The sequence below is a fragment of the Rhodococcus sp. NKCM2511 genome (genome assembly GCF_014905595.1).
Taxonomy (GTDB): domain Bacteria; phylum Actinomycetota; class Actinomycetes; order Mycobacteriales; family Mycobacteriaceae; genus Rhodococcoides; species Rhodococcoides fascians.
This window is the reverse complement of sequence record NZ_BNHJ02000001.1, coordinates 2,532,493-2,554,316: the sequence shown is the minus strand read 5'-3', so window position 1 is coordinate 2,554,316 and position 21,824 is coordinate 2,532,493. Positions and strand designations below refer to the sequence as shown.

The window sequence follows — 21,824 nt, the reverse complement described above, 5'->3', positions numbered from 1 at the left end:
GGGGCGGGCGTGGACCGGCCCGTCTACGACAAGTACCGTATTGCCTGACACGGGAGGCAGGACATGAACGGTATTTTGGCAATTTTCGGCATCGCGGTGGTAGTCATCACCATCGTCGTGGTGGTCGTGCTCGTCGCGGTGTTGTTCGTCGCGTCGATCAAGCCCGACAAGCTGAACATCGACCTCGGTCGCAAGAAGCGTGAACGGGAAGAAAGTTCCTCGAAGGTCTGAGACCTCGGTCACCTCTGGCACCGATTCGCGCAGACGCGGAGTTGTATCGATTCGAAGCGTCGGTCGACGCTTCCGGTTCTACAACTGGAGACCTCGTGAGCACAGCACTGTCAGCGCCTACGGAGCCCGACTGCAGGGCACGCCTGTTCGGTGAGACTGTGCCGGCCCAGTTCGCTCGTTTCGTGATAGTCGGGGTATCGAGCAACGGCGTCTATGCACTGCTGTTCGTCGCTCTCGCGTCGTTCGGATCTTTCCCCGCCAATCTGGCGGGAGCGTCGGCGAGCACCGTTCTTGCCAACGAGTTGCACCGTCGTCACACCTTCCACGCCGCCGACCGCGTCGGCTGGTTCCAGACCCAGTGGGAAGCGGGAGGACTCGCCCTGATCGGGCTGGGTCTGAGTACCGCCGCGCTGGCCGCAGTCCACCTCCTCGTTCCCGCCGCCGCCACGTACGTTCAAGTTCTGGCTGTGATCGCCGTCAGCGGTCTGGTCGGTGCCGCTCGATTCCTCGCCCTTCGCGGATGGGTGTTCCGCTCGCCGAGCCTCCCCGGGATGGAAGCGGCCCACTCGTGATGCTGTGACAGAGCACGACCGGTCTCGAAGATCGGTTGCTACCTGTAACAGAGTTTCGGCGAGGCTTCGTGATAGTCGCCCGTATCGACCTAGGCTCGTGAGCTGACGTCAATGCGAGGAGGCATGTCGAATGGCCAGGGATCTGACACAGCTCGAGCTTCTGCAGGAGCTGGTGCCCACTGCCGAGGACAATGTGAACCGTCATATTTCGATGGCGCGCGAATGGCATCCCCACGACTACGTGCCGTGGGACGAAGGCCGCAACTTCGCCGCGCTCGGCGGTACGGACTACGACCCGGAGCAGTCCAAGCTCTCCGACGTCGCGCAGGCCGCGATGATCACCAACCTGCTCACCGAGGACAATCTGCCGTCCTACCACCGTGAGATCGCCGAGAACTTCTCCCAGGACGGTGCCTGGGGAACCTGGGTCGGCCGGTGGACCGCCGAAGAGAACCGTCACGGCATCGTCATGCGCGACTACCTCGTCGTCACCCGAGGCGTCGATCCCGTCGCCCTCGAAGAAGCCCGCATGATCCACATGACCAACGGCTACGCGTCGCCCGCCGGCGCAGGGGTCGGTCTGTTGCACTCGGTGGCGTACGTGACGTTCCAGGAACTCGCGACCCGCGTCTCGCACCGCAACACCGGCAAGGTCTGCGACGACCCGATCGCCGACCGCATGCTCCAGCGCATCGCCGCCGACGAGAACCTGCACATGATCTTCTACCGCAACATCACCGGCGCAGCGATGGACATCTCGCCGGATCAGACGTTGCAGGCCGTCTCGGACATCGTGACGAACTTCGTCATGCCCGGTGCCGGCATGCCGAACTTCCGCCGCAACGGTGTGTTGATGGCCAAGCACGGCATCTACGACCTGCGTCAGCACCTCGAAGACGTCGTCTGGCCCGTGCTGCGCAAATGGCAGGTCTTCGAGCGCAACGACTTCACCGCACGCGGTGAGAACAAGCGCGAAGAACTCGCCGCGTTCCTCGAAGACCTCGAGCGCCAGGCCACCAAGTTCGAGGAGATGCGAGATCGCTCGCTGGCCCGCGAACGCGCCAAGGCCGAGGCGCGCGCGTCCTGAGGTGACCCATGTGAGCGGAACTTCGTAGTCTGCTACGAAGTTCCGCTCACATAGGGTGTGGTGTGAACGAATTCTGGGACCGCATTTCCGCGGTGAGTCCTGATCCACCCGTGTGGATCGTCCAAGTGGCTGCCCTGGCGGCGCTCGTCATCGTCGTGTTGCCGCAGACCTGGCGGATTGCACGCAACGTGGTGACCATCGCGCACGAGGGTGCGCATCTGTTCGTCGCATTGATCACCGGGCGTCAGTTGATGGGTCTTCGGCTGCATTCGGATACGTCCGGCGTCGCGATCTCCAAGGGCAAGCCCACCGGTCTCGGTGTCATCGCCATGACTTTTGCGGGCTACGTCGGGCCGTCGCTTCTCGGACTCGGAGCCGCTCTGGTACTGGGTACACAGCGAGCGTCGGCGGTGTTGTGGATCGGCATCATCTCGATTGCGTTGATGCTGTTGATAATTCGTAATATCTACGGACTGCTGTCTCTCGTCACCGTCGGTGGGCTGCTGTTCGTCGTGTCCTGGTGGGGTACCGGGGAACAGCAGGTCGCTGCGGCGTACTTCATCACGTTCTTCCTGCTGATCGCCGGTCCGCGCCCCGTTCTCGAACTGCAGAAATCCCGAAGTGCCGGACGGGCGCGGGACTCCGACGCCGATCAACTGGCTCGGCTCACTTTCCTGCCCGGCATCGTCTGGGTCGGACTGTTTCTCGTCGTCACCGTCGGCGCACTCGCACTGGGGGCGTGGAGAATCCTCGTTCCGGTGCAGTGACGGCGGCTTGGATGAGGCGCTAGAACACCACCCACAGCAGCGACGCGAGGGCGAATATCGCCAGTCCCAGTGTCGTTTCCATGACGGTCCAGGTTTTCAGTGTCGTCTTCTCGTCCATGCCGAAGAAGCGGCTGACGAGCCAGAAGCCGGAGTCGTTGACGTGGGAGAGGACGGTGGCTCCGGCAGCCAGTGCGAACACCAACAGCGCGATCTTGAAATTGCTCAGATCGAGCTCGGCGACCTGGACCGAGATCAGCCCGGCGGTGGTGGTCAAGGCGACGGTGGCCGAACCCTGCGCGACGCGTAGCGCGGTGGCGATCAGGAAGGCCTGCAACAGGATCGGCAGTCCGAGATCGGACAACGAGGCGGTCAGAGACTGGCCGATTCCACTGGCCCGAAGTACTCCGCCGAACATGCCGCCGGCACCGGTGATCAGGATGATCGAGCAGATCGGACCGAGGGCCTGGTCCATGTACTTGGCGCCGTCGGCGACAGGGAAGCGTCCGGGCGCGAGGATGAACAGGGCCAACAGCAAGGTGATGAGCAGCGCGATGGGCGTTTGACCGATGAGAGTCAGGGCCGCTGCCCAGGTTTCGTCTCCGGTCAGCACACCCGAGGTGGTCAGTGTGTTGACCACGGTGTTGAGCGAGATCAGTACGAGCGGTGTCAACAGAATGAACAGCACCGCACCGAACTTCGGTGCCGGGTCGCGGAGGCCGGCCATCTCTTTGTCGTGTTCTTCGGAGTTGGCTGCGCCGTCGGCGAAGAGGTCGGCAGGCGCGGTGACGAATCGTTTGCCGAGCTGGGTACCGACCAGGTAGGAGCCGACGAACCAGGAGACGACTGCGACGGGGACGCCGACGAGAAGCACCGAACCGATATCTCCGCCGAGGAGTTCCGTGGCGGCGACGGGACCGGGGTGCGGGGGAACGATGGCGTGCATCGCGGCGAACGCGCCTGCGGTCGGCAGCGCGTACAGCAGCACCGACCCGCCGAAGCGCTTGGCGACTGTGAAGATGATCGGTAGGAAGACGACGAGTCCGGCGTCGAAGAAGATGGGGAAGCCGAAGATCAGCGCGGCGACACCGAGGGCGAGCGGTGCGCGCTTGGCTCCGAATCGGTTGATCAGGGTATCGGCCAATACTTGAGCGCCACCGGTGATTTCGAGCAGTCTGCCGACCATCACACCCAGGGCGACGAGTAGAGCGACAGAACCGAGGGTGGAACTGAAGCCCGAGAGCAATGCCGACGGTACGTCTGCCAGTGGGATCCCCGCTGCGACGGCGGTGACGGCGCTGACCAGAACCAGCGAGACGAAGGCGTGCAGTTTCACCTTCATGATCAGGAACAGCAGAACTGCGACGGCTGCTGCGGCGATCAGGAGTAGGGGAGTCGTCCCGTACGCCGGTTCGATCGGATCCATCTGTGTACCTCGTTCGCTCGGCTGGAGATTCGACCATAACGGACAGCTCGATGTCCGCGCGGGGATACCGAGCACGGTCGTCGGACCTGGAGTTCGTGGTGGAGTACCGTGCGGGTATGAGTGATGGGGATCACGTAGTGGGTGGGGACAGCTCCGACAAGCCTTCGAAGGACGCTCTACGCGAGCAAGCGCAGCGCTATGCCGCAGCGGCCCGGCTGAAGATGAAGGAACGACGCGAGAAGGCGTCGGGGGGCCTCGGGTCCGTGGTCGCCGACCGTGCAGGAAATTGGGATCTCGACGATCAGAACACCGTGGCGATGGACCGTCAGCAGAAGCTCTGGAACGGGGTGATGGATCGCTACTTCCGGATGGAGATCGACGGGTGGGAGACGATTCCCGAGTCGCCGGTTCTCGTCGTCGGAGTGCATTCGGGTGCGCCGTTCGTGTGGGACGCGTGGACGGTGGGTGCGCAGTGGTGGCGGCATTTCGGCGAAAAGCGCATCCTGCACGGCACTGCGCACGACGCGCTGATGGCATTTCCGTTGATCGGCAAGGTCTTTCGATCCATGGGTGTGTTGCCGGCGGCTCCGGACTCGATGTCGACCGCATTGGCCGAGGGCCGAGACGTGATCGTGTGGCCCGGTGGTGAGGTCGATTCGCTGCGGCCGTGGAGCAAGCGTGACGAGGCGACACTGGGTGGTCGTACCGGTTTCGTCAAGCTTGCGATCCGGATGGGTGTGCCCATCGTGCCGGTGGCGACCGTGGGCGGGGCCGACGCCATGCCGGTGCTCATTCGAGGCGACAAGCTCGCAAAAGCGCTCGGACTGGACAGGTTTGCGCGCCTGAAGGTCTTTCCCATCGCCATCTCGCTGCCGTGGATCATCGCGCCTGCCGCGCTGCCGCAGATTCCGTTGCCCGCCAAGATCCGAACCCGGTTCATGCCTCCGGTCGAGCTGGACCACGATCCGTCGCGCTGTGACGACGAGGCCTACGTCGACGCGAAATACGACGAGGTCCGCGCCAGTATTCAGGCCGGCATGGACGAGCTCGCCAGCAAGCGCAAGTTCCCGGTGTTCGGCTAGTTCGCTCGCGCCGAGCATCGCGGACCGTAGCTGACCGCGATCGTTTCTAGCGTCTCCTCTCGTACGGATTCACCGATACGACGAGGGGCGCACGAGATGATCGAAACATCGGGATTGACCAAGACTTTTCGGCAGGGCAAGAAGACCGTGGAGGCGGTGCGCGGCATCGATCTGACGATCGGTGAGGGAGAACTGGTCGCTCTCCTCGGCCCAAACGGTGCGGGCAAGTCGACCACGCTGCGAATGCTGACCACGCTGCTGGCACCGACGTCGGGTTCGGCCCGGATCGCGGGGTTCGACGTGGGCAGGGACCGGGACAGTGTCCGGCGCAGTCTCGGCTATGTGGGGCAGGGCAATGGCGCGGGACACAACCAGCGCGTGCGTGACGAACTCGTCGTGCAGGGCCTGTGCTACGGCATGACTCGTCAGCGATCACGAACTCGCGCAGACGAATTGATCGACGCACTCGAGCTCGGCGAACTGCGCTCGCGCACCGTCTCGACGCTCTCCGGCGGACAGCGTCGCCGACTCGATATTGCCCTGGGGCTGGTGCATCGACCGGCGCTGCTGTTCCTCGACGAGCCGACCACCGGAATGGACCCGCAGAGTCGGGCCAACCTGTGGGATCACATCCTCCGGCTGCGACGCGAGATGGGCACGACCATCGTTCTGACCACCCACTACCTCGACGAGGCCGATTCGATGGCCGAGCGGGTCATCGTCGTCGACCACGGAACCGTCATCGCCGACGACACCGCCGCGTCGCTGAAATCGGAACTGGCAGGCGATCTGATCGTTCTCACTGTGTCCGACGCGTCGGCGCTTCTTCCGCTTCTCGACGGAATGGACGGCATCAGAGATGTCACGAGATCCGGTTCGCGCCTGAACCTGCGTGTCGGGCGCGCCGAAGTCGTTCTTCCGGAAGTGCTGCGGCGGTGCGAGTTACACGGTATCCGCGTACATACTGCGGACATGACCCGACCGACTCTCGACGACGTGTTCCTCGGACTGACCGGCCGTAGTCTTCGAGAAAGTGCCGCAGCGCTCGACAACGCGAGCGTGGCAGGAGAACTCCGATGAACGTTCTCTCCGGAAGCACTCTGGTGATGGGTCGGGAATTGCGGCCGATGGTGCGCGATCCGTTCACCGTCATCTTCAGTCTCGTCCAACCGCTGATCCTGCTCGCTCTGTTCGGCCCACTGCTCACCGATGTCCCCGGTCTCGGCGACGGAAGTGTCTGGGACTGGTTCGTGCCGGGTGTTCTCGCGATGATCACCATCTTCGGCACCTCCATGACGGGCTCGAATCTGCTGGCCGAGTTGCAGCAGGGTTCTCACGAGCGAATGTTGGTAACTCCGTTGCCGCGATCGGCGCTGCTCGTCGGGCGCGCGTTCAAGGAAATGGTGCCGCTCGCTGCGCAGGCCGTGCTGATCGTTCTGGTGGCATTGCCGCTGGGGTTGTCCGTGAATCCGATCGGTGCCGCTGTGGGAATCGTGCTGCTCGGGGTGTTCGGCGTCGGGCTCGGCGCGCTGTCCTACGCGTTGGCTTTGGCTGTGCGCGGACAGGATTGGGTGTTCTGGTCCATCCAGCAGACATTGATGTTCCCGCTGCTCATCCTCTCCGGCACGATGCTGCCGCTGACGGCCGCCCCGGGGTGGATGCAGTTCCTGGTGAACATCAACCCCCTCGGATATCTCGTCGACGCCGAACGTGCACTGTTCGCCGGAGACTTCGCGAGTTCGACGGTGATGGCAGGTGTCGTCGCAGCCGCAGCCACTGCGGCGGTCGGACTTGCCGTCGGGATCCGGGCAATGGGTTCCTCGCGGGTGTGAGGCAGGCTCGAACCGTTCGCGGTGCTCACAGCGCTGCACAACCGAGCCCACAGGCGCAGACTTGCGGTCTTCCAGGCAGGGTTCACGAGGAGTGCAACGCCGATGAACAGTCGATCGACTTTGGGATGTGCGGTAATTCTCCTCGCTGTCGCGGGGTGTTCGTCCACTGAAGAGAACCCGTCTATCACCGCTGAGCCGTCGGCCGCACAATCGGTGGAATCCGTGGAGTCGGTGGAAGTGGATTCGGGTGGGTCGGACTTCTGCACGCTGTACGCCACACAGGTGGCGCAGGGTCTGACCAACCTGCGGGAGGTAGAGGCCGGTGGTGTCGAAACGGCCAAATCCATTGCCGAAGAACTCGCTGCGAAGGCCCCGGTGACCCAGTCGGAGCTGCAAGCCGTCGCCCCACCGGAACCGTTGGCGTGGCTGCAGGCCATTGAAGAGGCCGACGCCAAGGGTGCGGCCGGCGACTTCGACGCGATGAATGGAGTGTTCGAGAACCTCACCCTTCTCACAGACTGGTCGATCGCGAACTGCGGCCCCGAGTACGCGCCGATCTTCACCGAATACAAGGCGATCATCGGGTAGGCGGTCCGAATGAGGCCTCGGCCTCGGCGGCACAGCTCGAACCATTAGGCTCAGCTCATGGAGCGGCCTGCGGTAATTCTCGAGAACGACGAGACGGTGTACGACTTCTATCTGCGTCATCAGCAGAATCGTCAGGTTGCGAGGCTGGCGTACGCCGCCCTCGCCCGACGCTTCCGCCCGCGGGTGTCGTACTTCGACGGTGCCCGAGAGGAGCTGCGGCGTTTGGTGTACGACAACACGCGTCTGCTCATCGCGGTCAATCACCTCACCGAGAGTGATCCGTACACCCTCGCAGCGGCGGCCTGGGCGTCGCCGCTGCGTCCGGTGATCGGGCGCACCAGAGTGCTCGCGAAGGACGAATTGTTCCAGGACCCCAAGCAGCGCAAGCGAATCGACATGATGGGCGGCATTCCCGTCTTTCGCGGCAAGAATCACGGGATGCGGGCAGTCAGCGCGGCAGGCAACCGCATGATGGACATCAGTGCCGAACGAATGAAGCGCGGCGACGACCTCGCGGTGTTCCCGGAAGGCACCTGCAACCTCGAGGACCCGACGACGGTGCAACACGTCGGCAGCGGAATCGGCCACATCGCGATGCGGGCCCGCAAACTCGGCGTCGAACCGACGTTGATCTGCATCGGACTGAGTTACGGCCCCGGCTCGGCAAAAGTGAAGCAGGCGAGCGTCTACTTCGATACGCCCATCACTGATCTGCCCCAGAAACCGATCGACATCACCCGTGTGGTGGCAGAGGGAATGCAGAAAGCACTCGACGGAGCGGTGGCTGCGTACTGACTGCGCCGCCGGGGTTGGTAGAAACAGATGACAGATAATTCGATTCGGCGTTGTGTCAGGAGATATTCGTGAGCGATCAGATCAAGACGGCCATCGTCACCGGTAGTGCTCGGGGCATCGGTGCAGCAGTGGCCAAGCGACTGGCCAAGGACGGCTTCGGCGTCGCGGTGGTCGACCTCGACGAGGCCGCGTGCAGCGACACCGTCGGCGCGATCGAGGCCGCAGGTGGGCAGGCCGTGGCCATCGGCGCAAACGTGGCCGACGAGGAGTCGGTGCAGACTGCAGTCGACCGCATCGCGAGCGAGTTCGGTGCACCGACCGTACTGATCAACAACGCAGGCATCACCCGCGACAACCTGCTGTTCAAGATGACGGTGCAGGACTGGGATTCCGTGCTCGGTGTGCACCTGCGCGGCTCGTTCCTGATGACGCGTGCAGTGCAGAAGCACATGATCGACGCCAAGTGGGGTCGCATCGTCAACCTGTCGAGCACCTCGGCCCTCGGCAACCGCGGTCAGGCTAACTACTCCGCGGCCAAGGCCGGCATGCAGGGATTCACCAAGACTCTCGCCATCGAGCTCGGCAAGTTCGGCGTCACCGCCAACGCCATCGCCCCCGGATTCATCGAAACCGAGATGACGGCAGCCACCGCCGAGCGAGTCGGAATGTCGTTCGACGACTTCAAAGCTGCTGCGGCGTCGCAGATTCCGGTCAACCGCGTCGGACATCCCGACGACATCGCCCACCTGGCGTCGTTCTTCGTCAGTGAGGGTGCCGGATTCATCTCGGGTCAGGTCGTCTACGCAGCCGGTGGCCCGAAGGACTGACGTCTCCCGAACGCGTGAATGGACCATTCACGAGCCCGGACGGGTGTGAATGGTCCATTCACGCAGAGCGCACAGCGACTACGGCGTCGGCATTCCGCCGTTGACGTTGAGGGTGTCTCCGGTGACGTATCCCGATTCGGCCGACGACAGATAGACGTACGCACCGGCGATCTCGGCAGGCTGCCCGGCGCGTCCGAGCGGTGTTTCCTTGCCGAATTCCGGCAGCGCCGAGGTCGGCTGACCGCCGGCTGCCTGCAGCGGTGTCCAGAACGGTCCCGGCGCAACCACATTGACGCGAATTCCCTTGGGTGCCAACTGCTGGGCGAGAGCCTTGCTGATGGTGTTGATGGCCATCTTCGTCGTCGCGTAATCCACCAGTCCGGGCGAAGGTGTGTACGCCTGGATGGAGCTGGTGTTCACGATCGTCGAGCCGGCAGGCATGTGCGGCACTGCTTCCTGAATGATCCAGAACAGTGCGTACACATTGGTTTTGAAGGTCTGGTCGAACTGCTCCGACGTGAGATCCGCCAGATCCTCGACGAACTGTTGCTTGCCTGCCACGTTGACCAACAGGTCCAGGCCGCCGAGCTCGTCGACGGCGGTGTGCACGAGGGCGCGGGCAGCTTTCTCATCGGTGAGGTCTGCCGGTGCCAGGACGGCGGTGCGACCGGCGTCGCGAACGAAATGGGCGACGTCCTGAGCGTCCTTTTCCTCCGACGGCAGGTAGTTGAGAACTACGTCGGCACCCTCGCGGGCAATGGCGATGGCGGCCGCACGGCCGATGCCGGAGTCGGCACCGGTGATCAAGGCCTTACGGCCGGTCAGCCGTCCGGACCCGCGGTACGTCTGCTCGCCGTGGTCGGCCAGGGGTTGTAGATCGGCAGCGAGACCGGGCGGATCCTGGTGCTGCTCAGGGAATCCGTCCTGGCGGTACTGCGTGACGGGATTGGTGAAGGTGTACTGATCACTCACGATGGGGCTCCGAACCTGGTATTCATTGCGTGGGGAACCTGCTGCCCGATTCCGTCTCCACGCCGAATGCCCAGAGTCGCCCGCAAACAAACTGAGTCGGGTCTCTCCCTGGCTCACGCCATCCCCCAAGTTCACACCATCCCCGCCAACGGATGAATGCGGCATTCAGCTACTTGGAGTAGCTGAATGCCGCATTGATCCAGAAGGGGGCGGCGTGCCGGACAAGCAAGGTTGTGGGCTAGGAGTACGTGTAGAAACCCTTGCCGCTCTTGCGACCCAGCATTCCCGCGTCCACCATGCGCTGCAGCAGCGGGGGCGGAGCGTAATGCGGCTCGCGGAATTCGGCATACAGCGATTCTGCGACCGCGAGGGTGACGTCGAGGCCGACGGTGTCGGTCAGACGCAACGGTCCCATGGGGTGGGCGCAACCGTTGACCATGCCGTCGTCGATGTCCTCGGCGCTGGCGAAGCCGGATTCGAGCATCCGGATGGCCGAGACCATGTAGGGGATGAGCAATGCGTTGACGATGAATCCCGCACGGTCGCCCGCACGAATTGTCTTCTTGCCCAGGGTGTTCGCCGCGTAATCGGTGACGGCGTCGACGGTTTCTTCGCTGGTGAGGAGGCTGACGACGATTTCGACCAACGGCAGTACCGGTACGGGGTTGAAGAAGTGCACTCCGACGACCTGGCCGGGTCGCTTCGTCGCGTTGGCCATCTTGATGACGGGGATCGACGAGGTGTTCGTCGCCAGGATTCCTTCGGGTTTGACGATGGAATCGAGCTTGCCGAACAGATCCAGCTTCAGTGATTCGATCTCCGGTGCCGCCTCGATCACGAGATCGCGATCGGCGAAATCGTTGATGTCGAGCGTCAACGAGATTGCGGCGCGGGCTTTCTCGGCCGCATCGGCGTCGATGCGGCCGGACTTGACGGCCCGTGCGAACGACTTGTCCAGGCGTGCTTCGGCGGCGTCGGCGGTGCCCTGGCTGGTTTCCAGGATCAGCACCGAGCTACCGGAGCGGGCGCACATTTCGGCGATACCGGCACCCATGGTGCCGCCGCCGATGACGCCTACGAGTTCGATGTTGCTCATTTGAGCAGCGCCCGCGACATGACGACACGCTGAATCTGGTTGGTGCCCTCGTAGATCTGCGTGATCTTGGCGTCGCGCATCATGCGCTCGACGGGGAAGTCGGTGGTGTAGCCGGCACCGCCGAAGAGCTGGACGGCGTCGGTGGTGACCTCCATGGCCACGTCGGAGGCGAAGCACTTCGCTGCGGCAGAGATGAATCCGAGGTTCTTCTCGCCGCGCTCGGCGCGTGCCGCGGAGCTGTAGACCATCAGGCGGGCGGCTTCGACCTTCATTGCCATGTCGGCGAGCATGAACTGCACGGCCTGGAAGCTCGAGATCGACGTGCCGAACTGCTTGCGGTCCTTGGTGTATGCGATGGCTGCGTCGAGAGCGCCCTGAGCGAGGCCGACGGCCTGTGCACCGATGGTGGGCCGGGTGTGGTCGAGAGTCTCGAGCGCGGTCTTGAACCCGGTACCGGGCTCACCGATGATGCGGTCTCCGGGGATCTTGCAGTTCTCGAAGTAGAGCTCGGCGGTGGGCGAACCCTTGATGCCGAGCTTCTTCTCCTTGGGGCCGACGACGAATCCTTCGTCGTCCTTGTGCACGATGAACGAGCTGATGCCGTTGGCACCCTTGTCGGGATCCGTGACGGCCATGACGGTGTACCAGTCGGACTTGCCGCCGTTGGTGATCCAACACTTGGAGCCGTTGAGGATCCAGTCGTCTCCGTCGGCCTTCGCGCGGGTCCGCATGCTGGCGGCGTCGGAGCCGGCTTCGCGTTCGGACAGTGCGTACGACGCCATCGCGCCGCCTGCGAGCGAGGGCAGAACCTGCTTCTTGAGCTCCTCGGAGCCCTTGAGGATGAGGCCCATCGTGCCGAGCTTGTTGACGGCGGGAATCAGTGAGGACGAGCCGCAGACGCGGGCGACCTCTTCGATGACGATGCAGGCGGCAACCGAGTCGGCACCCTGACCGTCGTATTCCTCGGGTACGTGCACGGCGTTGAAGCCGGAGGCGTTGAGGGCATCGAGTGCCTCCTGCGGGAAGCGCGAGTCCTCGTCGACCTCCTTGGCGTACGGGGCGATCTCCTTCTCCGACAGGGCCCGGATCGCTGCGCGCAGCTCCTCGTGCTCCTCGGGTGACTGGTAGAGATCGAAGTCGGGATTTCCGGCCATGTCGGCCACGCTCCTCGCGATGTCGGGGGTACAGCACTGCCCAGAAAGGGCACTCAGTGCCAAGCTTCACCCCAGTGTACGACCGGACCGGCCTCGATTCAAGGGTGGGGCTCTCCAAGACGGCACTGAGTGCCATCTTGGGTGGGGGTCACTCGGGGAGGTGGCGGGCCAACGCGTCGGCGACGGTGTTCACGGACGTGCCCCGCGGGAATGTCGCGACCACGACGTCTCCGGAGGACTGGGCGCGGACCTGCGCCAACGCTGCGCGCAAGTCGGTGACGGACGTGGGCAGGCCGTCGCGAATCATCCGTCGTAGAAAGTAGTTGTGGGTCGCGGTCACCGAGGCGGAGAACTGCAGGATCTCCAGATGAGGGTGGTCGGGTAGCGCCCGCTGCAGATATTCGACGAAGAGACGGTCGTAGCGGAACACGGTGACGATCTCGCGATCGCGGAGGGCGGGAATTCGATGCACCACCTGATATCGCAGCCGCGACATCTCTTTCCAGTCCGAGAATCGCTCGTACACCAACTGGGCGGCATCGCAGACGGCCTGCCATGGGTCGCCGGTGTTGGACGCGAGCAAAGCGCCGACCTGTTCGAGCAGAATCTCGTGATCGGCGAAGACGACGTCTTCCTTGGCGCGGAACTGCCGGAAGAACGTTCGACGCGAGATTCCGGCCGCCACCGCGATGTCGTCCACCGTCGTCGAGTCGTAGCCCTTGACCGAGAACAGATCCAGGGCCGCGGTGGCCACGGTCAGCCTGAAGTCGGTGGATTCCTCGGGTTCTCCGCGCATGCCAGTGAAGGTAGCGGAGTTTCGGCAGGGGCACTGAGGTCGTCCTTCTCGGTGGCTGATTGCTAGTGTTCGCAAGTAGCCTGCTTCGCAGTGCTCGGCGAAGCGGAAGGACGTCATGGCCACGGATTCGAGTCGACCGCTGTACAGAATGAAGGCCGACTTCTTCAAGACGTTGGCTCATCCCGCGCGCATTCGAGTGCTGGAACTGTTGAGCGAACGTGAACACGCAGTGTCCGAGATGCTGCCCGAGGTGGGCATCGAGCCGGCGAATCTGTCGCAGCAGCTGTCGATTCTGCGTCGCGCGGGTCTCATCGAGGGCACTCGGGAGGGATTGTCGGTGTCGTACACGCTGACGTCGCCGAAAGTGGCGGACCTCCTCGTGGTGGCCCGGGAGATATTGACCGGAGTGGTGGCCAACCAGGTAGAACTGCTGGACGGCGAGTCCGGATCGCGCACCTGAGCCGACCGTCGAGGGAGGTGTGCAGCATCTCTCCGCATCTGATTCATTACTTGCTAAACTTAGCAATCAACTGGATCAAGAACGATGAGCTTTCAGGAAGCGTCGCATGTCCGAACCGACGAAACGCACCCGCACGAACGACGCCCTGAGGGCGGTATCCGCCCTTCTACCCCGCTGGAGCGAGTGGAAGCCCGCGCTACGCGCACCCGGTTCGGATCTTCTCGCCGGCCTCATCGTGGCGCTGGTGGCGCTGCCCCTCGCGCTCGGATTCGGAGTCAGCACCGGGCTGGGTGCAGCGGCGGGACTGACCACCGCCATCATCGCGGGAGTCGTGGCCGCGGTATTCGGTGGCTCACGGTTTCAGGTATCGGGTCCGACCGGTGCGATGACGGTGGTGCTGGTCCCGATCGTCGCCGAATACGGGCCGACGGGAGTGCTCGCGGTCGGGTTGCTGGCCGGGATCATTCTGTTGGTGCTCGCGGTAGCAGGAATCGGCCGAGCCGTGCGGTACATGCCCGCGCCTGTCATCGAAGGATTCACCGCGGGCATTGCCGTTGTCATTGCACTGCAACAGGTTCCGTCGGCGCTGGGCATTACGGACGCGGAAGGCGACAAGGTCTGGCAGTCCGCGTTCGATGCTGTCCGTTCGTTCGTCGCGCATGCAAGCATCCTCACCCCCGCTGTGGCGATCGCCGTCGCGATCGTCATGCTCGTCGGCGGCCGCCTGGCACCGAAGATCCCGTTCTCACTGGTCGCGGTTGCTGCCGCTACCGTGGCCACCCAGCTGTTCGATCTGGACATCGCCCGCATCGGCACCATTCCGTCGTCGTTGTCCGCCCCGAGCATGGGCTTTTTCCACCTGGGTGACGTGACGGCGTTGCTGGCCCCGGCGTGTGCCGTCGCCGCTCTGGCTGCCCTGGAATCGTTGCTGTCCGCCACCGCCGCGGACTCGATGGGCGTCGGCGCTCGCCACAACCCCGACCGGGAGTTGTTCGGACAGGGCCTTGCGAACATCGCCGCACCCCTGTTCGGGGGCATCCCCGCCACAGGGGCCATCGCCCGGACCGCGGTCAACGTTCGATCCGGTGCCCGCACCAGGCTCGCGGCCCTCACCCACGCGGTGATCCTCGCCGTCATCATGTACTCCGCGGCGGGGTTGGTTGCCGATATCCCGCTCGCGGCCCTGGCCGGAGTGCTGCTCGCAACCACGGTGCGGATGGTCGAGACCGCGTCCATCCGGGCGATCACCCGCGCCGGCCGCGGTGACACCGTGGTGATGGCGGCGACCTTCCTCGTGACGGTGGTCTTCGATCTCGTGACGGCGGTGGCGGTCGGCGTCGGGTTCGCTGCCGTCCTGGCTCTCCGGGCCGTTGCGCGATCGGCCACGGTCGAGCAGGTCCCGTTGAACACACTCGATGCGGTCTCGAAGGAAGAAGGCGACCTGCTGCGGGAACACATCGTCGCGTACCGCATCGACGGTGCGCTGTTTTTCGGTGCCGCGCACAGCTTCCTGCTCGAACTCGCCGACGTCTCGGACGTGAAGGTGGTGATCCTGCGCATGTCCCGAGTCACCACGATCGACGCCACCGGTGCCATGGTTCTCAAGGACACCATCACCGAACTCGAACACCGACACATCACCGTCCTGATCTCCGGTGCCAAGCCCGAGCATCTGCGGCCACTCGCAGCCCTGGGTGTGTTCACCACCAAGGACGACGACGCTCGACACGTCTTCGACACCACCCCGCAGGCCATCGCCTGTGCACGCACGCTGGTGACCGAGGCGACCACGCCCCGCGGGTAGGGTCGTAGGTCACACTTGCGTACGAAAGGACCAGCTCATCGTGGCTCTCGTTGCCGGAATCGACTCTTCCACCCAATCGTGCAAGGTTTTCGTTCGCGATGCCGACACCGGGGAGTTGGTGCGTCACGGCCGTGCCGGTCATCCCGACGGCACCGAGATCGACCCGCAGCGGTGGAAAGAAGCACTCGACGAGGCCGTCGACGCCGCCGGCGGGCTGGACGATGTCGCTGCGGTGTCGGTCGGCGCGCAACAACACGGCATGGTCTGCCTCGACGACAACGGATCCGTGGTCCGTAAAGCATTGCTGTGGAACGACACTCGGTCGGCCCAGGCGGCAGAGGATCTGATCGCGGAGCTCGGCGAGAAGACCGGTGGCGACGGCGGTCAGGCCTGGGCCGACGCGGTCGGCGTGGTTCCGTTGGCCTCGATCACCGTCGCCAAGCTGCGGTGGCTCGCCGACAACGAGCCCGACAACGCCGATCGCACTGCGGCGGTGTGCCTTCCGCACGATTGGATCGGCTGGCAGCTCGGTGGCGCGTCGGGGCTCGACGCCTTGGCCACCGATCGCGGCGATGCGAGCGGCACCGGATACTTCTCGGCGGCCACGAACGAGTATCGAACGGATCTGTTGCAGTTGGGCTTTCGTGGCCGCAACCCACTGCTGCCCCGCGTGGCTGCGCCGAACGAGGCGATAGGCCACACTGCCGCCGGGGCGCTGATCGGCCCGGGTACCGGAGACAATGCCGCGGCGGCGCTTGCCCTCGACGCACAGCCCGGTGATGTGGTGGTCTCGATCGGCACGTCCGGCGTCGTCTCGGCGGTGACCACCGCAGCCGCGGCCGACGGTTCGGGCCTGGTCGCCGGATTCGCCGACGCCACCGGGCGTCAGCTGCCGTTGGTGTGCACGCTCAACGCGGCGCGTGTCCTCGATGCGACGGCGCGAATGCTGGGCGTCGATCACGACGAGTTGTCGCGGTTGGCTCTGTCGACGACGAGCGACGGTGTGGTGATGGTGCCGTACTTCGAGGGCGAGCGGACGCCCAATCTCCCCGATGCGTCCGGTGCGATTCATGGACTACGACTGAACAATTCGACTCCGGGCCACCTGGCTCGCGCTGCCGTCGAAGGACTGCTGTGCGGACTGGCCGACGGTATCGACTACCTGCGTGCACAGGGAGTGGACGTGCGGCGCGTACTGCTCATCGGCGGCGGTGCCAAGTCCGCGGCGCTCCGAGCCTTGGCCCCGGCAATTCTCGGGGTCCCGGTGGCCGTACCCGAGCCCGGTGAGTACGTCGCCGACGGGGCAGCGCGCCAGGCAGCATGGACTTTGGCCGGGACCAGTGAGCCGCCGACCTGGGCGCAGGCCACCTCGAAGACATACGAGGCAGACCCCACGCCGGCGGTGCGAGAGCGCTACGCGCATGTGAGTGGAAACTCGTAGCAGGGGTCGAGTTTCCACGCACATGCGGCGCAGCCGCTCAGGGAATCAGGCGCGCATCTCGGTAACGCTGGATCACCGAGGCGATGGCATCCGGCGTGGAGCGGAAGCCCAGGAAGCCGGCCTTCTTGGACTTGTTCATGTCCGTCAGGCATTCCATGTCGCGGCCGAGGTCACCGTCGGTGTGCCACCACGATGCGAGGCGGGTGACATCGCTCTCCACCAGATCGTGCTTCTCGGCGATGCGCTTCCACGCGGCGGCCGCATCGGACATGCGGGGTTCGAGGGGACGCGGCTCGGTGTCGAAGCCCTCGGGCTCGACGCCGAAGTGCTCGGCGAACTGCGGCCACAGCCAGCGCCAGCGAAAGACGTCACCGTTGGCGATGTTGAACGCCTCGTTGCGCGCGTTGTCGTCGGTTGCGGCCCAGACCATCTGCTCGGCGAGCAGGTCGGCGTCGGTGAGGTCGGTCAAGCCGTTCCACTGGGTTTCGGAGCCGGGGAAGACGAACTTCTCGCCCAGTTCCTTACAGATCGACGCGTAGACGGACAGCGTCAGCATCATGTTCATCGCGTTGCCCACGGCAAAACCGGAGACGGTGTGAGCGCGGTGCACACTCCATCCGAACCCGTATTTGTCTGCGCCGGCGAACAGTTCGTCTTCCTGCGCGTAGTAGAAGTTCGGGGTGTCGAGGCGGGCCTCGGTTTCGTGGAACGGCGTCTCGGCCATCACGGCCTCACCGTATGCATCGAACGGGCCGAGGTAGTGCTTGAGTCCGGTCATCAGCGCGACGTGCTTCACCGAATCGAGGGGGCCGAGAACATCGAGCACATTGCGTAGGGTCGCCGAGTTGACCTCGATGTTCTCCTGCTCGGAGTCCTTCTTCATCCACGCGGTGAAGAACACGACCTCGGGGCGGACGTCCTTCAGCGCGTCTTCGAGGGACTTCGGGTCGAGCAGATCCGCCGCGACCGGCACGACGCCGTCGACGGGGGTACTGCCGCTCCGACTCAGTCCGTAGGTGGTCCAGCCTGCATCGAGTGCTGCGCGGCACAGCGCCTGCCCGGAAATGCCGGTGGCACCGACGATCAACGCGCGCGTGGTGTTCGTAGTCATCGGATCCGGTTACCCACTGGAGCCGATGCAACACGTGACGCTTCACTCACGTCAGGGCCAGTACTTGCTGGACGACGAGCACGATCGCGCCCACGGCCGAGACGGCGATTGCGGTGATACGTAGGCGTCGCCGATCGAGAACTCGGTTGATCACCCGAGAGAGCAGGAACCCCAGAACTGTCGCCGGGGCCAGGAAAGCGAACAGCGTGGCGGTGTGGCTGTTCACCGCTCCGGCCACCGTCAACACCGCGATGGAGATGATCGAGCCGACGAGGAAGAAGCAACTCATCGTGCTGCGGAGTTCGGCTCCGGAGTTGCCTTGCCACACCAGAGCCATCGGTGGCCCACCGATGGAGGTGGCGGTTCCCAGAACTCCCGACGCCGCCCCGGCGACGACGAGATTACGTCTGTGCGGCAACGGAACCCAGCCGAACGACGTCAGCGCGACGCCGCCCAGGACCACGAGTGCCAACAGTATCGCCAGCCCGCGTTCGGGCAACAGGACCAGTAGCAGCGCACCCACCACCGAGCCGGGGAGTCGTCCGGCGAGTGCCCATCCGGCTCCCGAGAGATCGAGAGCCGTCCGGTCGCGTACCAGTACGAGCACGCTGACCACGACCGCGAGCATGATCAGCGTTCCCGGTACGAGTCCGGGGTCGACGATGGCCACGATGGGGGCGGCCAGCATGCCCATGCCGAAGCCGATCGACGCCTGCATCGCGGATGCGAAGAAGATCGCGAGGGCGACGACGACGAAGCCGGTGACACTCAGGTGCGTGAGTGTCATGTTCCGGCGGCGACGAGACCGAGATTCCCTGCCACGAGCGGATAATGGCATTCGGCAACATGATCGGCCTCGTCGGCGTCGTGTGCGACGGGTGGTGCGTCGCTCGCGCACAGGTCGGTCGCCTTCCAGCAGCGAGTACGGAAACGGCACCCCGACGGCGGATTCAGTGGCGACGGCACCTCGCCTTTCAGCAGGATCTTGTCGCCGCGGCTCGACGCGTCGAGTGTGGGTGCGGCCGACATCAACGCTGCGGTGTAGGGGTGGGCGGGCCGATCGAATACTGCCTCCGTAGCGCCTGATTCGACGATGCGGCCCAGGTACATCACCGCGACTCGGTCGGCGACGTGCCGGACCACCGAGAGATCGTGCGAGATGAAGACGTAGGAGATGCCGAGTTGCTTCTGCAGATCGTTGAGCAGGTTGAGCACCTGGGCCTGGACCGAGAGATCGAGAGCCGACACCGGCTCGTCGCAGATGATGACGTCGGGGTTCAGTGCCAGAGCGCGCGCGATGCCGAGGCGCTGCCGCTGACCGCCGGAGAACTCCTGCGGGAACCGGTTCTCGTCGCTCGGTCGCAGGCCTACCAGGTGCAGCAGTTCGCGTACTCGTGCCGAACGATCGCGCCGAGTCTTGTACAGGCTCGTGTGAGTTCGCCACGGTTCGCCGATGATGTCGCCTGCCGTCATCCGCGAGTTCAGTGAACCGTACGGGTCCTGAAACACCATCTGCACGCGTCGACGCCACGCGAGGAGTTCCTTGCCGCGCAGAGCGAAGGGATCGATGCCGTCGAAGGCGACGGTGCCCGAGTCCGGGCGTTCGAGCATCATCAGCGTGCGCGCGAGAGTGGACTTGCCGCAGCCGGATTCACCCACCAGGCCGAGGGTCTCGCCGCGCCGCAGGTCGAGGTCGATGGAGTCCAGAGCGCGTAGCTTCCCGCGCCCGACGTCGAAGGTCTTGTTCAGGCCACGAACGGTCAACAGTTGCTCAGACATTGCGCGATACCTCGTTCGGGAAGTGGCAGGCCGACAGGCGGCCGTTGCCGACGGATTCGAGCGGCGGGCGGCCACTGATACAGATCCCACGGGCGATGGGGCAACGTGCCTGGTAGACGCATCCGTCGGGGATCGAGTGCAGATCCGGCGGGGTGCCGCCGATGGATTTGAGATCCTCGCCGCGGACGGCGTGCACGGGGACCGAGTCGAGCAGTCCCTTGGTGTAGGGGTGGCGCGGCGATCCGAAGACCTCCGAAACCAACCCGGTTTCAACGACGTTGCCGGCGTACATGATTGCCACTCGATCGGCCTCTTCGGCCACCAGGGCGAGGTCGTGGGTGATGAGTACGACGGCCATGTCGTGCTCGGTGCGCAATTCCTTGAGCAGTGCCATGATCTGCGCCTGCACAGTGACGTCGAGGGCGGTGGTCGGTTCGTCGGCCAGCAGTACCGACGGACTCAGGGCCACGGCCATCGCGATCAGTAGGCGTTGCCGCATGCCGCCGGAGAACTGGTGCGGGTAGGAGTCGGCGCGTGATTCGGGCTCGGGGATACCCACGCGGGCCATCAGGGCGATCGCTTCGACTCGCGCCTGCTTGGCCGACATACCCCGGTGGATCCGAAACGGCTCGGCCAGTTGAGTTCCCACGGTGTAGACGGGATTGAGTGCGGTCAGTGCATCCTGGAAGACGATGGCCAGTTCGGTGGCCGCGATCGTGCGTCGCACCTTGGTCTTGGCGGTGACCAAATCGACGTCGCCCATCTCCACCGAGCCGCCGGTGATGTCGGCGATCGGCTCGAGCAACCCGACGATGGCCTGTGCCGTCATCGACTTTCCACAGCCGGATTCACCGAGCAGAGCCAGGGTTTCACCGCGGCGTGCGCTGAAGGTGACGTTGTCGACGGCGCGGATGACACCCGACGGCGTTCGCAGGTCGACGGTCAGTCCGCGTACGTCCAGGGCGACACTGCCGGTGTCGGGTCGCGCCGACGGTGCGCTGGTTGCCGGTGCGCTCATGAGACGACCTTTCGTGCGGGGATCAGGCGAGACCGCTTGGAGCGGGGGACATTGAGTCGCCACCGCTGCGCGGGATCGGTGGCGATGCGGGCCCAGGCGGCGAGCACGGTGGCCGAGACGGTCGTCAACACGATCGCGAGGCCGGGGAAGAAGGAGAGCCACCAGGCGGTCTGCAGGTAGGTACGGCCCTGCGAGACCATCAGGCCCCAGGAGACGTCGGGCGGCTGAATGCCGATGCCCAGGAAGCTCAGTGACGACTCGGCGAGGATGACGAAGCAGAAGTCCAGGGTGGCGACGGTGAGCAGGGTCGGCAGCAGGATCGGGGCCACATGGCGTCTGATCACCGATCCGCTCTTCGCGCCGAACGTACGGGCGGCGTCGACGAACAGTCGGCTCTGCAGTTCGGCCGACTCGGCGCGAGCGGTGCGCAGGTAGATCGGGATTCGCGTGATGGTCAGCACCAGAACGATATTGGCGGCGCTCGGTGAGAAGACGTAGAGCACGACGACGGCCATCAGTAGTGACGGAAAGCTGAGGATGACGTCGGCGACGCGCATCGCCGCGGTCTCGCGCCAACCGCGATGGAAGCCGGCCCACATTCCGATGAACGAGCCGATGATCGCCGAGAGGATCACGGCCGGAATGGCTACCGACAGTGTGGTTCTGCTGGCCACGATCAATCGGGCCAGCATGCTGCGTCCCAATGGATCGGTGCCGAGGATGTTCATCCAACCGGTCTCGAGGGTGAACGGTGGCAGGTTCGAGCGATCGAGATCTTGGTCGGTGGCGGCGTCCCCGACCAGCATCGGGCCGAAGATTGCGGTGAGGAAGACCAGTACCAGAATTGCGGCGGCCACGGTGGCGACCCTGTCCCGCAGAAGTAGCTTCCACAGCGGGGCCGACGCCTTGCGGGCTTCCACCGGAGCCGACGGTGGAACGTCCTCCGGCTCGGATGTTTTCGGTGCTTCGAAGTCGAGTGACATGTTCTT

The 21,824-nt window shown here is 64.6% G+C and carries 23 protein-coding genes and 2 pseudogenes; 14 read left to right on the top strand and 11 right to left on the bottom strand.

All coding sequences use genetic code 11. The annotated features are described in order from the left end of the window. Positions 1 to 63: 63 nt before the first annotated feature. The 4 genes from JLZ96_RS11755 to JLZ96_RS11740 all read left to right on the top strand — a co-directional run bounded on the left by JLZ96_RS11755 (position 64) and on the right by JLZ96_RS11740 (position 2,657). Positions 64 to 231 carry a hypothetical protein gene (locus JLZ96_RS11755; RefSeq protein ID WP_167326956.1) on the top strand — a complete coding sequence of 56 codons (168 nt, stop codon included), beginning with the start codon at positions 64 to 66 and terminating at the stop codon, positions 229 to 231. A 95-nt stretch (positions 232 to 326) separates the two neighbouring features. Continuing rightward, on the top strand, positions 327 to 803 hold the full coding sequence (locus tag JLZ96_RS11750) for a GtrA family protein (protein WP_045841001.1): 477 nt from the start codon (positions 327 to 329) through the stop codon (positions 801 to 803). 130 nt (positions 804 to 933) lie between these two features. Then, positions 934 to 1,890, top strand: a complete 957-nt coding sequence (locus JLZ96_RS11745; protein ID WP_027495283.1) for an acyl-ACP desaturase — start codon at positions 934 to 936, stop codon at positions 1,888 to 1,890. 62 nt (positions 1,891 to 1,952) lie between these two features. After that, positions 1,953 to 2,657 (top strand): M50 family metallopeptidase, encoded by a 705-nt coding sequence (locus JLZ96_RS11740; RefSeq protein ID WP_201010164.1) that lies wholly within the window; start codon positions 1,953 to 1,955, stop codon positions 2,655 to 2,657. Between the two features lie 19 nt (positions 2,658 to 2,676). On the opposite strand, the gene JLZ96_RS11735 is transcribed toward JLZ96_RS11740, so the two are convergent. Next, the gene (locus tag JLZ96_RS11735) at positions 2,677 to 4,080 is read right to left on the bottom strand and encodes a GntP family permease (RefSeq protein ID WP_094716244.1); all 1,404 of its coding nucleotides are present in this window, start codon (positions 4,078 to 4,080) and stop codon (positions 2,677 to 2,679) included. Positions 4,081 to 4,196: 116 nt separating this feature from the next. Between JLZ96_RS11735 and JLZ96_RS11730 the strand changes: the two genes are divergently transcribed. Beyond that, positions 4,197 to 5,162: a lysophospholipid acyltransferase family protein gene (locus tag JLZ96_RS11730; RefSeq protein WP_201010163.1), complete on the top strand. Its 966-nt coding sequence runs from the start codon at positions 4,197 to 4,199 to the stop codon at positions 5,160 to 5,162. A gap of 69 nt (positions 5,163 to 5,231) precedes the next feature. Here JLZ96_RS11730 and JLZ96_RS25230 read toward each other — a convergent pair. Next, a pseudogene (locus tag JLZ96_RS25230) lies at positions 5,232 to 5,480 on the bottom strand (hypothetical protein); the annotation flags it as partial. On the opposite strand from JLZ96_RS25230, the pseudogene JLZ96_RS25225 reads away from it, so the two are divergent. From JLZ96_RS25225 to JLZ96_RS11705, 6 genes and pseudogenes are all read left to right on the top strand, one after another. Continuing rightward, positions 5,382 to 5,783: pseudogene (locus JLZ96_RS25225) on the top strand (ATP-binding cassette domain-containing protein); the annotation flags it as partial. The pseudogenes JLZ96_RS25230 and JLZ96_RS25225 sit on opposite strands and share 99 nt — an antisense overlap. Beyond that, entirely contained in the window at positions 5,757 to 6,242 is a 486-nt protein-coding gene (locus JLZ96_RS25220; RefSeq protein WP_374758047.1) for a DUF4162 domain-containing protein, read from the top strand. The pseudogene JLZ96_RS25225 and the gene JLZ96_RS25220, both read left to right, overlap by 27 nt. Then, a complete protein-coding gene (locus JLZ96_RS11720; protein WP_032387558.1) occupies positions 6,239 to 6,994 on the top strand; it encodes an ABC transporter permease in 756 nt (251 codons plus the stop codon). Before JLZ96_RS25220 ends, JLZ96_RS11720 begins: the two co-directional genes overlap by 4 nt. 102 nt (positions 6,995 to 7,096) lie before the next feature. Continuing rightward, a complete protein-coding gene (locus tag JLZ96_RS11715) occupies positions 7,097 to 7,582 on the top strand; it encodes a hypothetical protein (RefSeq protein WP_201010162.1) in 486 nt (161 codons plus the stop codon). 57 nt (positions 7,583 to 7,639) lie between these two features. Further along, the gene (locus tag JLZ96_RS11710) at positions 7,640 to 8,377 is read left to right on the top strand and encodes a 1-acyl-sn-glycerol-3-phosphate acyltransferase (protein ID WP_201010161.1); all 738 of its coding nucleotides are present in this window, start codon (positions 7,640 to 7,642) and stop codon (positions 8,375 to 8,377) included. 68 nt (positions 8,378 to 8,445) lie between these two features. Next, on the top strand, positions 8,446 to 9,204 hold the full coding sequence (locus tag JLZ96_RS11705; protein WP_032367143.1) for an SDR family oxidoreductase: 759 nt from the start codon (positions 8,446 to 8,448) through the stop codon (positions 9,202 to 9,204). A 78-nt stretch (positions 9,205 to 9,282) separates the two neighbouring features. Here the strand turns inward: JLZ96_RS11705 and JLZ96_RS11700 are convergent, their stop codons facing one another. The 4 genes from JLZ96_RS11700 to JLZ96_RS11685 all read right to left on the bottom strand — a co-directional run bounded on the left by JLZ96_RS11700 (position 9,283) and on the right by JLZ96_RS11685 (position 13,222). Further along, a complete protein-coding gene (locus JLZ96_RS11700) occupies positions 9,283 to 10,176 on the bottom strand; it encodes an SDR family oxidoreductase (protein WP_201010160.1) in 894 nt (297 codons plus the stop codon). 238 nt (positions 10,177 to 10,414) lie between these two features. After that, on the bottom strand, positions 10,415 to 11,263 hold the full coding sequence (locus JLZ96_RS11695; protein ID WP_283548657.1) for a 3-hydroxybutyryl-CoA dehydrogenase: 849 nt from the start codon (positions 11,261 to 11,263) through the stop codon (positions 10,415 to 10,417). A gap of 5 nt (positions 11,264 to 11,268) precedes the next feature. Beyond that, the gene (locus JLZ96_RS11690; RefSeq protein ID WP_027495295.1) at positions 11,269 to 12,426 is read right to left on the bottom strand and encodes an acyl-CoA dehydrogenase; all 1,158 of its coding nucleotides are present in this window, start codon (positions 12,424 to 12,426) and stop codon (positions 11,269 to 11,271) included. A gap of 148 nt (positions 12,427 to 12,574) precedes the next feature. Beyond that, entirely contained in the window at positions 12,575 to 13,222 is a 648-nt protein-coding gene (locus JLZ96_RS11685) for a TetR family transcriptional regulator (RefSeq protein WP_027495296.1), read from the bottom strand. A gap of 115 nt (positions 13,223 to 13,337) precedes the next feature. Between JLZ96_RS11685 and JLZ96_RS11680 the strand changes: the two genes are divergently transcribed. The 3 genes from JLZ96_RS11680 to JLZ96_RS11670 all read left to right on the top strand — a co-directional run bounded on the left by JLZ96_RS11680 (position 13,338) and on the right by JLZ96_RS11670 (position 16,927). Continuing rightward, positions 13,338 to 13,682 (top strand): helix-turn-helix transcriptional regulator, encoded by a 345-nt coding sequence (locus JLZ96_RS11680; protein WP_027495297.1) that lies wholly within the window; start codon positions 13,338 to 13,340, stop codon positions 13,680 to 13,682. Positions 13,683 to 13,788: 106 nt separating this feature from the next. Beyond that, positions 13,789 to 15,486, top strand: a complete 1,698-nt coding sequence (locus tag JLZ96_RS11675) for a SulP family inorganic anion transporter (protein WP_201010159.1) — start codon at positions 13,789 to 13,791, stop codon at positions 15,484 to 15,486. 40 nt (positions 15,487 to 15,526) lie between these two features. After that, positions 15,527 to 16,927, top strand: a complete 1,401-nt coding sequence (locus JLZ96_RS11670) for a xylulokinase (RefSeq protein WP_032390276.1) — start codon at positions 15,527 to 15,529, stop codon at positions 16,925 to 16,927. A 37-nt stretch (positions 16,928 to 16,964) separates the two neighbouring features. On the opposite strand, the gene JLZ96_RS11665 is transcribed toward JLZ96_RS11670, so the two are convergent. From JLZ96_RS11665 to JLZ96_RS11645, 5 genes are read right to left on the bottom strand one after another with little or no spacing between them, the layout of a single operon-like run. Further along, positions 16,965 to 18,038, bottom strand: coding sequence for an SDR family oxidoreductase (locus JLZ96_RS11665; RefSeq protein WP_201010158.1), 1,074 nt, complete (start codon positions 18,036 to 18,038; stop codon positions 16,965 to 16,967). A gap of 46 nt (positions 18,039 to 18,084) precedes the next feature. Continuing rightward, entirely contained in the window at positions 18,085 to 18,825 is a 741-nt protein-coding gene (locus JLZ96_RS11660) for a sulfite exporter TauE/SafE family protein (RefSeq protein WP_080731235.1), read from the bottom strand. After that, positions 18,822 to 19,817 carry an ABC transporter ATP-binding protein gene (locus tag JLZ96_RS11655; RefSeq protein WP_201010157.1) on the bottom strand — a complete coding sequence of 332 codons (996 nt, stop codon included), beginning with the start codon at positions 19,815 to 19,817 and terminating at the stop codon, positions 18,822 to 18,824. The genes JLZ96_RS11660 and JLZ96_RS11655 overlap by 4 nt, the downstream gene beginning before the upstream one ends. Next, a complete protein-coding gene (locus tag JLZ96_RS11650; RefSeq protein WP_201010156.1) occupies positions 19,810 to 20,835 on the bottom strand; it encodes an ABC transporter ATP-binding protein in 1,026 nt (341 codons plus the stop codon). The genes JLZ96_RS11655 and JLZ96_RS11650 overlap by 8 nt, the downstream gene beginning before the upstream one ends. Continuing rightward, positions 20,832 to 21,818 carry an ABC transporter permease gene (locus tag JLZ96_RS11645; RefSeq protein ID WP_201010155.1) on the bottom strand — a complete coding sequence of 329 codons (987 nt, stop codon included), beginning with the start codon at positions 21,816 to 21,818 and terminating at the stop codon, positions 20,832 to 20,834. Before JLZ96_RS11645 ends, JLZ96_RS11650 begins: the two co-directional genes overlap by 4 nt. Positions 21,819 to 21,824 lie beyond the last annotated feature (6 nt).

Coding starts and splice junctions, on each gene's coding strand:
- JLZ96_RS11755 (WP_167326956.1), top strand. CDS start 64: ATGAACGGTATTTTGGCAATTTTCGGCATCGCGGTGGTAGTCATCACC.
- JLZ96_RS11745 (WP_027495283.1), top strand. CDS start 934: ATGGCCAGGGATCTGACACAGCTCGAGCTTCTGCAGGAGCTGGTGCCC.
- JLZ96_RS11735 (WP_094716244.1), bottom strand. CDS start 4,080: ATGGATCCGATCGAACCGGCGTACGGGACGACTCCCCTACTCCTGATC.
- JLZ96_RS11730 (WP_201010163.1), top strand. CDS start 4,197: ATGAGTGATGGGGATCACGTAGTGGGTGGGGACAGCTCCGACAAGCCT.
- JLZ96_RS25220 (WP_374758047.1), top strand. CDS start 5,757: ATGGACCCGCAGAGTCGGGCCAACCTGTGGGATCACATCCTCCGGCTG.
- JLZ96_RS11720 (WP_032387558.1), top strand. CDS start 6,239: ATGAACGTTCTCTCCGGAAGCACTCTGGTGATGGGTCGGGAATTGCGG.
- JLZ96_RS11715 (WP_201010162.1), top strand. CDS start 7,097: ATGAACAGTCGATCGACTTTGGGATGTGCGGTAATTCTCCTCGCTGTC.
- JLZ96_RS11710 (WP_201010161.1), top strand. CDS start 7,640: ATGGAGCGGCCTGCGGTAATTCTCGAGAACGACGAGACGGTGTACGAC.
- JLZ96_RS11690 (WP_027495295.1), bottom strand. CDS start 12,426: ATGGCCGGAAATCCCGACTTCGATCTCTACCAGTCACCCGAGGAGCAC.
- JLZ96_RS11685 (WP_027495296.1), bottom strand. CDS start 13,222: ATGCGCGGAGAACCCGAGGAATCCACCGACTTCAGGCTGACCGTGGCC.
- JLZ96_RS11680 (WP_027495297.1), top strand. CDS start 13,338: ATGGCCACGGATTCGAGTCGACCGCTGTACAGAATGAAGGCCGACTTC.
- JLZ96_RS11675 (WP_201010159.1), top strand. CDS start 13,789: ATGTCCGAACCGACGAAACGCACCCGCACGAACGACGCCCTGAGGGCG.
- JLZ96_RS11665 (WP_201010158.1), bottom strand. CDS start 18,038: ATGACTACGAACACCACGCGCGCGTTGATCGTCGGTGCCACCGGCATT.
- JLZ96_RS11660 (WP_080731235.1), bottom strand. CDS start 18,825: ATGACACTCACGCACCTGAGTGTCACCGGCTTCGTCGTCGTCGCCCTC.
- JLZ96_RS11655 (WP_201010157.1), bottom strand. CDS start 19,817: ATGTCTGAGCAACTGTTGACCGTTCGTGGCCTGAACAAGACCTTCGAC.
- JLZ96_RS11650 (WP_201010156.1), bottom strand. CDS start 20,835: ATGAGCGCACCGGCAACCAGCGCACCGTCGGCGCGACCCGACACCGGC.
- JLZ96_RS11645 (WP_201010155.1), bottom strand. CDS start 21,818: ATGTCACTCGACTTCGAAGCACCGAAAACATCCGAGCCGGAGGACGTT.